The organism is Pseudomonas sp. SHLD1 (genome assembly GCF_028640935.1).
Lineage (GTDB): Bacteria > Pseudomonadota > Gammaproteobacteria > Pseudomonadales > Pseudomonadaceae > Chryseomonas > Chryseomonas aestiva.
The window spans coordinates 58,065-70,025 of sequence record NZ_JAQZAD010000019.1; the positions used below are offsets into that span (position 1 = coordinate 58,065).

10 protein-coding genes are annotated in these 11,961 nt (G+C 66.7%); 4 read left to right on the forward strand and 6 right to left on the reverse strand.

Annotated elements, in window-relative coordinates; all coding sequences use genetic code 11:
• Window positions 1–16: 16 nt before the first annotated feature.
• Together rlmKL and PVZ77_RS14340 are read left to right on the forward strand one after the other, a co-directional pair.
• On the forward strand, window positions 17–2,188 hold the full coding sequence (gene rlmKL, locus PVZ77_RS14335; RefSeq protein WP_273809090.1) for a bifunctional 23S rRNA (guanine(2069)-N(7))-methyltransferase RlmK/23S rRNA (guanine(2445)-N(2))-methyltransferase RlmL: 2,172 nt from the start codon (window positions 17–19) through the stop codon (window positions 2,186–2,188).
• A 167-nt stretch (window positions 2,189–2,355) separates the two neighbouring features.
• The gene (locus PVZ77_RS14340) at window positions 2,356–3,390 is read left to right on the forward strand and encodes an acyltransferase family protein (protein ID WP_273809091.1); all 1,035 of its coding nucleotides are present in this window, start codon (window positions 2,356–2,358) and stop codon (window positions 3,388–3,390) included.
• Here the strand turns inward: PVZ77_RS14340 and PVZ77_RS14345 are convergent.
• Both PVZ77_RS14345 and PVZ77_RS14350 read right to left on the reverse strand, forming a co-directional pair.
• On the reverse strand, window positions 3,384–4,442 hold the full coding sequence (locus PVZ77_RS14345; protein ID WP_273809092.1) for an oxidoreductase: 1,059 nt from the start codon (window positions 4,440–4,442) through the stop codon (window positions 3,384–3,386). The genes PVZ77_RS14340 and PVZ77_RS14345 overlap by 7 nt on opposite strands.
• Before the next feature lie 81 nt (window positions 4,443–4,523).
• Entirely contained in the window at window positions 4,524–4,961 is a 438-nt protein-coding gene (locus tag PVZ77_RS14350) for an HPF/RaiA family ribosome-associated protein (RefSeq protein ID WP_273809093.1), read from the reverse strand.
• A gap of 223 nt (window positions 4,962–5,184) precedes the next feature.
• Between PVZ77_RS14350 and PVZ77_RS14355 the strand changes: the two genes are divergently transcribed.
• Both PVZ77_RS14355 and ybaK read left to right on the forward strand, forming a co-directional pair.
• Window positions 5,185–6,249 carry a diguanylate cyclase gene (locus PVZ77_RS14355; RefSeq protein WP_273809094.1) on the forward strand — a complete coding sequence of 355 codons (1,065 nt, stop codon included), beginning with the start codon at window positions 5,185–5,187 and terminating at the stop codon, window positions 6,247–6,249.
• Window positions 6,246–6,716 carry a Cys-tRNA(Pro) deacylase gene (gene ybaK / locus PVZ77_RS14360; protein WP_273809095.1) on the forward strand — a complete coding sequence of 157 codons (471 nt, stop codon included), beginning with the start codon at window positions 6,246–6,248 and terminating at the stop codon, window positions 6,714–6,716. The genes PVZ77_RS14355 and ybaK overlap by 4 nt, the downstream gene beginning before the upstream one ends.
• Before the next feature lie 171 nt (window positions 6,717–6,887).
• On the opposite strand, the gene xylB is transcribed toward ybaK, so the two are convergent.
• The 4 genes from xylB to PVZ77_RS14380 all read right to left on the reverse strand — a co-directional run bounded on the left by xylB (window position 6,888) and on the right by PVZ77_RS14380 (window position 11,951).
• Window positions 6,888–8,384, reverse strand: coding sequence for a xylulokinase (gene xylB / locus PVZ77_RS14365; RefSeq protein WP_273809096.1), 1,497 nt, complete (start codon window positions 8,382–8,384; stop codon window positions 6,888–6,890).
• A gap of 72 nt (window positions 8,385–8,456) precedes the next feature.
• Window positions 8,457–9,932 carry a mannitol dehydrogenase family protein gene (locus PVZ77_RS14370; RefSeq protein ID WP_273809097.1) on the reverse strand — a complete coding sequence of 492 codons (1,476 nt, stop codon included), beginning with the start codon at window positions 9,930–9,932 and terminating at the stop codon, window positions 8,457–8,459.
• Window positions 9,933–10,000: 68 nt separating this feature from the next.
• Window positions 10,001–11,098, reverse strand: coding sequence for an ABC transporter ATP-binding protein (locus PVZ77_RS14375; RefSeq protein WP_273809098.1), 1,098 nt, complete (start codon window positions 11,096–11,098; stop codon window positions 10,001–10,003).
• A gap of 19 nt (window positions 11,099–11,117) precedes the next feature.
• Window positions 11,118–11,951, reverse strand: coding sequence for a carbohydrate ABC transporter permease (locus PVZ77_RS14380; protein WP_133859697.1), 834 nt, complete (start codon window positions 11,949–11,951; stop codon window positions 11,118–11,120).
• Window positions 11,952–11,961 lie beyond the last annotated feature (10 nt).

The window sequence follows — 11,961 nt, forward strand, 5'->3', positions numbered from 1 at the left end:
ACCTATGGATTCAATGATGTCCGCGATGCAACAACTCATCCTCACCTGTCCCAAGGGGCTCGAGACCCTGCTGCTGGAAGAGGCCCAGGGCCTCGGCCTGCAGGAAGCCCGCAGCCAGACCGCGGCGGTGCGCGGCGAGGCGAGTCTCGCGGACGCCTACCGCCTGTGCCTCTGGTCGCGTCTGGCCAACCGGGTGCTGCTGGTGCTGGCCCGTTTCCCGGTGGAGGATCCCCAGGGGCTGTACCTGGGCGTGCACGGTGTGGAATGGGAAGAACACCTGGCCCCCGACGGTACCCTGGCGGTGGGTTTCAGCGGCCAGGGCGCCGGCATCGACAACACCCATTTCGGTGCCCTCAAGGTCAAGGACGCCATCGTCGATCGCCTGCGCGAGCGCACCGGGCAGCGGCCCACGGTCGACAAGATCGCCCCGGACCTGCGTGTCCACCTGCACCTGGAGCGGGGCCAGGCCATCCTCTCGCTGGATCTTTCCGGGCAGAGTCTGCACCAGCGTGGCTATCGCCTGCAGCAGGGCGCCGCGCCGCTCAAGGAAAACCTCGCGGCCGCGGTGCTGATCCGCGCCGGCTGGCCGGCCCTGGCCGCGGCCGGCGGCGCGCTGGCCGACCCCATGTGCGGGGTGGGTACCTTTCTGGTCGAGGCTGGCCTGATGGCGGCGGACATCGCCCCCAACCTGCGCCGCGAGCGCTGGGGCTTCTCCGCCTGGCTGGGCCACGTGCCCGCGCTCTGGCAGCAGCTGCACCAGGAGGCTGAGGCGCGAGCCGCCGCCGGTCTGGCCAAGGCACCGACCTGGATCCGTGGCTACGAAGCCGATCCGCGACTGATCCAGCCGGCGCGCAACAACATCGAGCGGGCCGGGCTGTCCGAGTGGATCAAGGTCTACCAGGGCGAGGTCGCCAACTTCGAGCCGCGTCCGGACAAGGGCCAGACCGGCCTGGTGATCTGCAACCCGCCCTACGGCGAGCGCCTGGGCGATGAAGCCAGCCTGCTGTACCTCTATCAGAATCTCGGCGAGCGGCTGCGACAGGCCTGCCTGGGCTGGCGCGCGGGGGTCTTTACCGGCGCGCCCGAGCTGGGCAAGCGCATGGGCATCCGCAGCCACAAGCAATACGCCTTCTGGAACGGCGCCTTGCCCTGCAAGCTACTGATGTTCGAGGTCGAGACCCGTCAGTTCGTCACCGGCAGCCGCAACGGCGAGCGTTCGGCCACCGACCAGGCGGCGGAACCGGCCAAGCTCAGCGAAGGCGGACAGATGTTCGCCAATCGCCTGCAGAAGAATCTCAAGCAGCTCGGCAAGTGGGCGCGCAACCAGGGCGTGCAGTGCTATCGCCTCTATGACGCCGACATGCCCGAGTATGCGGTGGCCGTGGATCTCTATGGCGATCGGGTGCACGTGCAGGAATACGCGCCGCCACGCTCCATCGATCCGGACAAGGCCCAGGCGCGTCTGCTCGATGCCCTGGCGGCCATTCCCCAGGCGCTGGACATCGATCCGTCGCGGGTGGTGGTCAAGCGGCGCGAGCGGCAGAGTGGTACCAAGCAGTACGAACGCCAGGCCGCCCAGGGCGAATTCCTGCAGGTGGAAGAGGCGGGTGCCAAGCTGCTGGTCAATCTCACCGATTACCTGGATACCGGTCTGTTCCTCGATCACCGTCCTCTGCGCCTGCGGCTGCGCCAGGAAGCCCAGGGCAAGCGCTTCCTCAACCTGTTCTGCTATACCGGCGCCGCTACGGTGCAGGCTGCGGTAGGCGGGGCGCGCAGCACCACCAGCGTCGACCTGTCGCGAACCTACCTGGACTGGGCCCGGCGCAACCTGGCCCTCAACGGCTTCTCCGAGCGGCATCGCCTGGAGCAGGGCGATGTGCTGCACTGGCTGGAAAACGATCGTGGCGAATATGATCTGATCTTCGTCGATCCGCCGACCTTCTCCAACTCCAAGCGGCTGGAGGGAGTGTTCGATGTCCAGCGCGATCACGTCGCCCTGATCGACTCGGCCATGGCCCACCTGAGTCGCAATGGCGTGCTGTACTTCTCCAACAACTTCCGCAAGTTCGAACTGGACGCAGGTCTGGGCGAGCGCTATCGCGTCGAGGAGATCAGTGCCAGCACCCTGGACCCGGATTTCGCGCGCAATCCCAAGATCCATCGCGCCTGGCGATTCAGTCTGCAATGAGGCCCGCCGCCTGAACTGCCGCTGAACGGGTCGGGCATCGAGCCGTTCAGCCTGTGATCCGGCGCAATCCAGCCTTTTCCCGGCAACACCCGACCCGCCCATGCCGTCCACAATGACGGCGCGGCGCTGGGTCGTGCCTGGCGGGACGAGGAGGGAAAGGTTCTACAATGCTGGTTTCACTGCAGGCTTTAAGGGCCCTGGCCGCCTGGCTGGTGGTCTTTCATCACTTCATGCAGGTGTTCTTCGACTTCCACGCCGACAGCCTCGGCGGCCATCTGCTCTCCACCCGGGGACAGGTCGGGGTCGACATCTTCTTCGTGCTCAGCGGCTTCGTGATCCACCTGTCCACCGCCGGCCGATCGCTCAAACGCAGCACCTTCCTCTGGCACCGCATCGCCCGCATCGTCCCGGCCTATTGGCTGTACACCGCGGTGACGGCGCTGATCCTCTATCTGGCCAGCGACGTGATGCCCATCTATGGCGTCGCCGCGCGTGAATTGCTGCTCTCGCTGTTCTTCATTCCCAGCGAGAATCCCGCGGGCTTCGGCCATTATCCGATCCTGCCGGTGGGCTGGACGCTCAACTTCGAGATGCTGTTCTACCTGCTGTTCGCCCTGTCCTTTGGCGTGGCCGAGCGCTGGCGCATCGGCGTGGTCAGCCTGCTGGTGATCCTGGTCAGCCTGGTGCTGGCCCGCGAGTCCTTTGTCAGCAGCTTCTATCGCAATCCGATCATCTTCGAGTTCCTGCTGGGCGTGAGCCTGGCCGCGCTCCATCGCCGTGGCGCCCTGCGCGGACCCAGGCCGCTGGCGCTGGCGGCGGCCCTGGCGGCCCTGACCTGCCTGGTGGCCTTTCCGGCCGACCATCCCTGGCGCCTGCTGACCTGGGGCGTGCCCAGTGCGGTCCTGGTGGGCGCCTGCGTGATCCTCGAACCCTGGTTCGCCGGCTCGCGCCTGTGCCAGGCGCTGGGGGACTGGTCCTATTCGGTCTATCTGGTGCACGTCATCGTGCTCTGGCTGGGCGACTACTGGCTGCACCAGCAGTGGGGCTTCAGCCCCTACCAGACCCTGGCGGTCTGTCTGCCGGTGATCCTGCTGCTGGCCTGGGGGAGCTATGAATGGATCGAGCGACGCCTCTCCCGCACCTTGCGCCAGCTGGGCGAACGCCTGGCGGGACGGCGTCCGCAGTGGGTGGCCGGTCAGTAGGACGCGCGTTCGGCGGCGGTGAGTTCGGGCAGCAGGGCCCGACCTTCCGCCGAGGAGCGCTGGGCGATTTCCAGCAGGGCCATCAGCGCGCAGGCCTGGGCGGGAGGGACGGGATTGGCGGCGCGCCCGGCGAGGGCCTCGACCAGGGCGAGGTAGTAGCGGCGGTGATCGCCCGCTGGCGTCGGCAACGCCTGGCGTTCGCCAGCGCCCGTGATGAGCCAGCCGGAATCCGGATCCTGGCCCCAGTCGGGCCCACCGGGGCGCACGCCGGCCTTGAGCGCGTCTTCCTGACGATCCGCTCCCTGCTTGATCCAGCTGCCCGCGGTACCCTGGGCAAGAAAGCGCGGCACACCGCCAGCGGCCAGCATCCCCGCTCTCAGGGTCACCTGGCGGGTACCGTAGTCCAGTTGCACCTGGAACCAGTCGTCGGTGAGGGCGCCGGCGCGTTGCCGCACCAGCTGCGCCTGTAGGCGCTCGGGCAGGCCGAACAGGCAGAGCGCCTGATCCAGCAGGTGGGGGCCGAGGTCGAACCAGAGTCCACTGCCGGGGAGCGCCGCTTCGCGCCAGCGCGTGCGCACCTCGGGACGAAAGCGCTCGATGCGCGATTCCAGGCTGGTCAGCTCGCCCAGGGCGCCACTGGCGAGCACCGCCTGCAGCCCGATGAAATCACTGTCCCAGCGGCGATTCTGGAACACCGACAGCAACCGGCCGGCCTGTTCGGCTTCCCCAGCCAGTTGCCGGGCTTCGGCCAGGGTAACGGTAAAGGGCTTGTCGACCACCACGTGCTTGCCGGCGGCCAGGGCAGCGCTGGCGAGGGGCGCATGGGTCTGATTGGGCGAGGCGATCACCACCAGGTCGATGGCCGGATCCTGCACGGCGGCCAGGTAGTCCGCGGTGACGCGTACCCCGGGCAGGTCGGCCTGCACGCGTGCGGCATCCCGTGAGGCCACCAGCTCCAGGCTGAGTCCGGGAATCGAGCCCAGCAGGGGGCCATGGAAGGTCTGGCCGACGAAGCCGTAACCGATCAGGGCGACGCGAAAGGGCGAGGGCATGAGGCATCCTTGTGCCGGGATGGAAAAGAGCGAGGCCGCTCAGGGAGCGGCCTCGGTTGAACGCGGAAACAAGAGGTTGCCCTATTTCAACTCGTGATCGTGAGCCAGTTGCTCTCTTTCGAGAAATTCGTCCTGCCGCAGGGAGTCCTTGAATTCCTCGGAGTCCTCCAGGGCCAGGGGGTCATTGAGTTCGCCGCTGGAAAGACGCTTCTTCTCCAGTTTGCCGGACAGGTGGGTAATGGCTCGCAGCAGCTTGTCCGCCGCGCCTTCCACTGCCAGGTCGAGGGAGTCGGCCTTGTGGGTTACCGAAAGCGGCTGGTGCCCCTTGATCCGGGCCTCCATCTGGCACCGCTTGTCCTGAGCGCCCGATTTGCTGGCGTTCTCGTCGTTGAGGTGCACCTCGACGCGGGTCAGGAGTTCGTCGAAGCGATCCAGGCGGTCTTCCACCACGGACGCCACCCAATTCTGCAAACCGGCACTGCTTTCGATGTTGTGATCACTGTTGACTTGGACTTGCATGCGGCTTCCTCTTTTTGACGGGCCTGACCATTGGATGAGGCCGGTCAGGCCGAGGTTCAAGGCTGTTCGTCCGGTGTGCGTGTCACCCGATGTTTCCTTCTGGCAGTGTTGAGGCGCGTCGCAACTTTCGAAAAACGACGCTCAAGTCGCGGGTCGCTGGCGTTTTGCCCTTATCCACTGATAATGCGCGACCTCTCATCGTCCGTCGCAGTGGGGATCGTCAATGCCAGATGTGCTCACGCGTGGCCGCAGTTTTGCCCGGCGGCTCTGGCTACCCCGTGCGATAGGTCTGTTGCTCAGCCTCAGTTGCATCGTCTCGGTGCAGATCACCCAGCCGGTGTCCATCGGCCTGTGGCTCCTGCTGCTGGCCAATGCGCTGTGCTGGTCTCCGCTCGCCTACTGGCGCGCCATCCGCGCGCGCGATCCCTATCGCGCCGAGCTGGGCAATCTGCTGCTGGATTGCGGCTCGGCCGGCTTCTGGGCGGCGAGCATGGGCTTCAATCTCCTGCCCAGCGTGACCCTGCTCGCCATGACCGGTATGAACATGCTCGGCGCCGGCGGCCTGGCGTTCTGGCGCCGGGGGCTGCTCGCGCAGCTGGCGGGCATCCTGGTCGGTCTCGTGGTGCTGCGCCATCCGGTCGCCCTCGAGACCTCCACCGCGCAGATCTATGCCTGCCTGCCGATGATCGTCGCCTATCCCTGGGCCCTGGGCCTGGTGAGCTTTCGCCTGGCGCAGCAGCTGTCACGGCGCCAGCAGGAACTGGAGCTGATCAGCAAGCAGGACGGCATGACCGGTCTGCATAACCGCACCCACTGGGATCAGCTGCTGCAGCGCGAATTCGCCCGCTGCAAGCGCAGCGGCGCCGCGGCCAGCCTGGTGATGATCGATCTGGACAACTTCAAGCTGGTCAACGATCGCTTCGGTCACCAGGCCGGTGACGAGATGCTGCGGCAATTTTCCGGCCTGCTGGCCCGGACCATCCGCACCAGCGACCTGGCCGGTCGTTTTGGTGGCGATGAATTCGGTATCCTCTTGCCCGACACCTCGCCCGAGCGAGCCCTGGACCTGATTCGGCGGCTGCAGGAGCGTTTGCACGAGATGCAGGCGGGCGGCCCCGGCGATCGCCAGAACGTGCGCGTCGGGATGAGCTGCGGCATCGCCGGGTTCGACCGGGCCTACGATGACGTTGCCCACTGGCTGCAGGCCGCCGACTTCGCCCTCTACCGGGCCAAGGCGCAGGGCCGCGGGCGGGCCGAGGTGGCCGATCCCCAAGGAGTGCTGGCATGACCCCGGCGATAGAACTGCTCAAGAAAAGCCAGGTGCCCCACGAGGTGCTGAGCTACCACCATGATCCCAAGGCCGCCTCCTACGGCCTGGAAGCCGCCGAGAAACTCGGTCTGGCGCCGGCGACGGTGTTCAAGACCCTGCTGGCGGCGAGCGAGAAGCAGGAGTTGCTGGTGGCCATCGTGCCGGTCGCCGGGACCCTGGATCTCAAGGCCCTGGCCCAGGCGGCCGGCGTCAAGAAGCTGGAGATGGCCAAGCCCGACCAGGCCCAGCGCAGCACCGGTTACCTGGTGGGCGGCATCAGTCCGCTGGGGCAGAGGAAGCGACTGCGTACCTACATCGACAAGTCCGCGGCGCAGTTGCCGAGCATCCATGTCAGCGCCGGACGCCGGGGGCTGGAAGTGGCCCTGGCACCGGCGGACCTCGCCCGCTTGCTGGATGCGCCCTTCGTACCGATTGGCAAGACCTGAGAAGCGGTACATCCGTAGCCTATCGGGTAGGGTGGAAAACCGCGTAGCGTTTTCCACGCGCCATCAGGCTGGTGGTGGACAAGGCTGCGCCGTTGTCCACCCTACGATGGGTTGGTTGCCGAAATTTAGTAGGGTGGAAAACCGCCTGGCGTTTTCCACCCCATCCGCCCGCTAGGCTATCCCGTAGCTCTCACGCAGCTGCTGCCGGTAGCGCTGGTAGGCCGCTTCATACTCGGCGACCTTCGCGGGATCCGGTTCGGCGCGGCTGGCCGGGTCCAGGTGCACGCAGCGTTCGGTGAGGCTGTCCAGCGACTCCGGGCGACCCTGTTCGTGACTCCAGCACCAGGCGGCCTGCAGCGCGCCACCCAGGGCCGCGGCTTCGCCGTGGACCGGGCAGACCACCGGGGTGTTCATCAGGTCGGCGATCAGCTGGCGCCACACCGGGCTCCTGGCGCCGCCGCCGATGAGTCTCAGGGTGTCGCCGGGCATGCCCAGGTCGCGTAGCAGGTCGAAGCCGTATCTCAAGGCGAAGCTCACCCCCTCGACCACCGCCCGGCACAGGTTGGCGCGGGTCAGGTTGGTGGCGGTGAGGCCATGCAGGCTGGCGGTGGCGGTCGGCAGCGCCGGCACCCGTTCGCCATTGAGGAAGGGCAGCATCAGCACTCCCTCCGCGCCGATGGGCGACTTCGCCACCAGACGGGTGAATTCGGCGAGATCCAGGCCGAGCAACTCGCGGATCTGGCCGCTGGCATTGGTCAGGTTCATGGTGCAGATCAGCGGCAGCCAGCCGCCGTTGGACGAGCAGAAGCCCGCCACGGCGGGATGCTCGCTGATGCGGGGTTCGTCGGAATAGCCATAGAGGGTGCCCGAGGTGCCCAGGCTCAGGGTGATCTGGCCGGCGCGGCTGTTGCCGGTGCCCAGGGCGCCCATCATGTTGTCGCCGCCGCCGCTGGAGACCAGCGCCTGGGCGTTGATGCCCAGTTGGCTGGCGACCTCCGGCCGCAGCCGCCCGACCGGCTGATCGGCCTCGATCAACTCCGGCAGCGCGCGCTCCAGGCGACCGCTGGGGTCGATGTGGCGCAGCAGTTCCAGGTCGTACTGGCGGGTGCGCACATTGAAATAGCCGGTGCCCGAGGCATCGCCGTATTCGGCCACGGCGCGTCCGGTCAGCCAGAAGTTCAGGTAATCGTGGGGCAGCAGCACCCGGGCGATCTGGTCGAACACCTCCGGGTGCTGCTCCTTGGTCCAGAGCAGCTTGGAGACGGTGTAGCCCGGCGCGATGGCCAGGCCCAGGCGCTCGATGGAGCCCTCCACGCCGCCCAGGTGTTCCAGCAGACGCTGGTTTTCCGGGGTGGATTCGGTGTCGCACCAGAGCTTGGCCGGACGCAGCACCTTGCCGCTGTCGTCGAGCAGTACCAGACCATGCTGCTGGCCCGAGACGCCGACGCCGAGGATGTCCTGCCCATCGCTGCCGGCCTGCGCCAGGGCGGCGCGGGTGGCCGCCACCAGCGCCCGGACCCAGTCCGCCGGATTCTGCTCGCGGCGGCCGTTGGCTGCCTCGGTCAAGGGGTGAGGCGCACTGCCTTCGCCCAGTACCACCCCGCGCTCGACATCCAGGATCACCGCCTTGGTGCCCTGGGTGCCGCAGTCGATCCCGAGAAACTTCATGCCTGGCCGCTCCTTGTTGTTGTTAGGGCTTGTATGAACTATCGACGCTGCCCAGGCAGTTTTCTGCCAAGGCTAGTCGCCGAGCAGGGTCTGCAAGGTGGCGCTGACCCCATGGGTACGCAAGTTGTACAGCTGCCGCTCGAAGGCGGCAACGAAGGCCGCGGATTTCGGGATGTGCTTACCGAAGATTTCCTCGGCGCCCAGCAGGCGCTCGGTGACGTTCTTCTGGTCCTGCACCAGTTCCTCGCAGTAGTTGACGCGCGGATCGGGGATGCGATAGGTCGCCCCGGTCTCGTCCACGCCACGCAGGTAGACCGCCCAGGCGGCCACCACCAGCGCGGCGCGATCCAGGGCCTGGTCGTCTTCGATCAGGCGGTTGATGGTCGGTACGGTGAACTTGGGAAACTTCGACGAACCATCGGAGCAGACCCGCTCCAGCTGATCGGCGATGGCGCGATTGGAGAAGCGTTCGATCAGGGTGTCCTTGTACTGGTCGAGATCGATGCCGGGCACCGGAGCCAGCTGCGGGGTCACGTCCTCGTCCATATAGGCGCGGATGTAGCGCACGAACAGCGGATCGGCCATGGTCTCGTGGACGAAGCGGTAACCCTTGAGGAAGCCCAGGTAGGTCAGCGCCAGGTGGCTGCCGTTGAGCAGCTTGATCTTCATCTCTTCATAGGGGGTGACGTCATCGGTGAACTGGACGCCGACGTCTTCCCAGGCCGGACGGCCGGCGACGAACCTGTCTTCCAGCACCCACTGCAGGAAGGGCTCGCAGACCACCGGCCAGGCGTCCTCGACCCCGTGTTCGGCCAGCAGCGCCTCGCGATGGGCGGTGCTGGTCATGGGGGTGATGCGATCGACCATGGCGTTGGGGAAGCTGACGTGCTCGGCGATCCAGCCGTGCAGCTCTTCGTCCACCAGGGCGGCATAGGCCAGCAGGGCCTTGCGGGTGACTTGGCCATTGTGCGGAAGGTTGTCGCAGGACATCACGGTGAAGGGCCCGGTGCCCTCGGCGCGGCGCTTGGCCAGGGCCGCCAGCAGGAAGCCGAAGACGCTGCGCGGATCGCCCGGATGCTGCAGGTCATGCTGGATCAGCGGCAGCTTGAAGTTGAATTCGCCGGTGCTGTCATCCATGCAGTAGCCGCCCTCGGTGATGGTGAGGGAGACGATGCGGGTGCTGGGATGGGCCAGCTTGTCGATCAGCGTCTGGGTGCCGTCCTCGGCCAGCAGCATGCCGCTGATGGCGCCGACGACGCGCACCTCGGTGTCCGGCTCGTCGGCCAGCACTACCTGGGTGTAGAGGTAATCCTGGCCGGCCAGGGCATCACGCATGGCGCGGTCTTCGGCGCGCAGGCCGACGCCGCAGATGCTCCAGTCCAGGTCGCGCCCCTGATTCAGCAGGGCCTCGGTGTAGATGGCCTGGTGCGCGCGGTGGAAGCCGCCGACGCCGATGTGGACGATGCCCTGGCGCAACTGGCAGGCGGCGTAGCCGGGCTTGGCGATGTAGTCGGGAAGTTGTTCGAGGTGCTGGCGATTGAGTTTCACGATGGCGATCCTGCAAGGCGGTGCCCCGGGCGCGCGCAGGGCGCCGGGGCCGGAAGGGGGGAGAGGGGTCAGGCAGCGTTGCGCAGCAGCGGCGCCACGGCGCGGCCCTGTTCGTCGAACAGGTGGCAGAAGTCGACGTCCAGGGCCAGGCGCTGGCGTTCGCCGTAGGCGACGGCGCAGTCACCCGGCACGCGCACGGTCAGCGGCTCCTCGGCCTCGGTGACCATGTGGCAATAGGTGTCGCTGCCCAGGCGCTCGGCCACATCGCTGATCACCGGCAACTGGCCGTCGGCGGCCAGGCGCAGGTGTTCCGGGCGAATGCCCAGGGTTACCGGGCTGCCGATCGCGAGGTCGTCACCACGGCGTGGCAGGTGCAGGCGCGGACCGGCTGCCAGCTCCACCTCCACGCCCTGGGCGTCGGTGGCCACCACCTTCCCCTTGAAGAAGGCCATCTTCGGCGTGCCCAGGAAGCCGGCGACGAAGAGGTTGGCCGGATGGTGATAGAGCTCCAGGGGCGAACCGACCTGCTCGACGCGGCCGCCGTTGAGCACCACCACCTTGGTCGCCAGGGTCATGGCTTCCACCTGGTCGTGGGTCACGTAGATCATGGTGGCCTGCAATTCCTGGTGCAGACGCGCCAGTTCCAGGCGCATCTGCACACGCAGGGCGGCGTCCAGGTTGGACAGGGGTTCGTCGAACAGAAAGATCTTCGGCTGGCGGACGATGGCGCGGCCGATGGCCACCCGCTGGCGCTGGCCACCGGAGAGCTGGCGCGGCTTGCGCTCCAGCAGCGGTGTCAGCTCGAGGATGCGGGCGGCATCGGTGACCTTGCGCTCCACTTCCTGCTTGTCGATCTTGGCCAGGTCGAGGGCGAAGGACAGATTCTTGCGCACGCTCATGTGCGGGTAGAGGGCATAGGTCTGGAACACCATGGCGAGGTCACGCTTGGCCGGCGACACCTCGGTGATGTCGCGGCCGTCCAGTTCCAGGGTGCCGCTGCTGACCTCTTCCAGGCCGGCGATGAGGCGCAGCAGGGTGGACTTGCCGCACCCGGACGGGCCGACGAAGACCACGAATTCGCGGTCGTTGATATCGAGGTCGACGCCCTTGATGATTTCCAGCGAGTCGAAGCCCTTGCGCAGGCTGCGGATTTTCAGATTGGCCATGACAGGAGTCCTCTTGTTCTTATTTCACCGCGCCGAACGACAGGCCGCGGACGAGTTGTTTCTGGCTGATCCAGCCAAAGATCAGGATGGGTGCGCAGGCCAGCGTCGAGACGGCCGACAGCTTGGCCCAGAACAGTCCCTGCGGACTGGAGTAGGAAGCGATCAGCGCGGTCAGCGGGGCGGCGTTGGACGAGGTCAGGTTCAGCGACCAGAAGGCCTCGTTCCAGCAGAGGATCAGCGACAGCAGCATGGTCGAGGCGATGCCGCCCTTGGCGATCGGCAGCAGTACCCGGACGATTTCCTGGTAGGTGGTGGCGCCATCCAGGCGCGCGGCCTCAAGGATGTCCTTGGGGATGTCCTTGAAATAGGTGTAGACCATCCAGACCACGATCGGCAGGTTGATCAGGGTGTAGACGGCGATCAGCAGCAGCCGGCTGTCGAGCAGTTCGAACTGCTTGGCCAGCAGGTAGATGGGCACCAGCACGCCGACGGCCGGCAGCATCTTGGTGGAGAGCATCCACAGCAGCAGGCGCTGGGTGTTCTTGGTCTCGTGGAAGGCCATGGAATAGGCCGCCGGCAGCGCCAGCAGCAGGCTGAGCAGGGTGGCGCCGAAGGAGATCACCACCGAGTTCAGTGCGAAGTGGAAGTAGTCGCTGCGCGCCTGGATGGTCAGGTAGTTCTCCAGCGTGGGCGTGAAGAAGAACTGCGGCGGCGTGGCGAAGGCGTCGATCTCGGTCTTGAAGCTGGTCAGCACCATCCAGAAGATCGGGAAGAACAGCACCAGGGCCACCAGCCAGGCGAGCAGGCCCAGCAGCAGGCTCTGCAGGCGCCGGGATTGCTTGAGCGTCAGCATGTCAGGGTCC

Coding starts and splice junctions, on each gene's coding strand:
- rlmKL (WP_273809090.1), top strand. CDS start 17: ATGTCCGCGATGCAACAACTCATCCTCACCTGTCCCAAGGGGCTCGAG.
- PVZ77_RS14340 (WP_273809091.1), top strand. CDS start 2,356: ATGCTGGTTTCACTGCAGGCTTTAAGGGCCCTGGCCGCCTGGCTGGTG.
- PVZ77_RS14345 (WP_273809092.1), bottom strand. CDS start 4,442: ATGCCCTCGCCCTTTCGCGTCGCCCTGATCGGTTACGGCTTCGTCGGC.
- PVZ77_RS14350 (WP_273809093.1), bottom strand. CDS start 4,961: ATGCAAGTCCAAGTCAACAGTGATCACAACATCGAAAGCAGTGCCGGT.
- PVZ77_RS14355 (WP_273809094.1), top strand. CDS start 5,185: ATGCCAGATGTGCTCACGCGTGGCCGCAGTTTTGCCCGGCGGCTCTGG.
- ybaK (WP_273809095.1), top strand. CDS start 6,246: ATGACCCCGGCGATAGAACTGCTCAAGAAAAGCCAGGTGCCCCACGAG.
- xylB (WP_273809096.1), bottom strand. CDS start 8,384: ATGAAGTTTCTCGGGATCGACTGCGGCACCCAGGGCACCAAGGCGGTG.
- PVZ77_RS14375 (WP_273809098.1), bottom strand. CDS start 11,098: ATGGCCAATCTGAAAATCCGCAGCCTGCGCAAGGGCTTCGACTCGCTG.
- PVZ77_RS14380 (WP_133859697.1), bottom strand. CDS start 11,951: ATGCTGACGCTCAAGCAATCCCGGCGCCTGCAGAGCCTGCTGCTGGGC.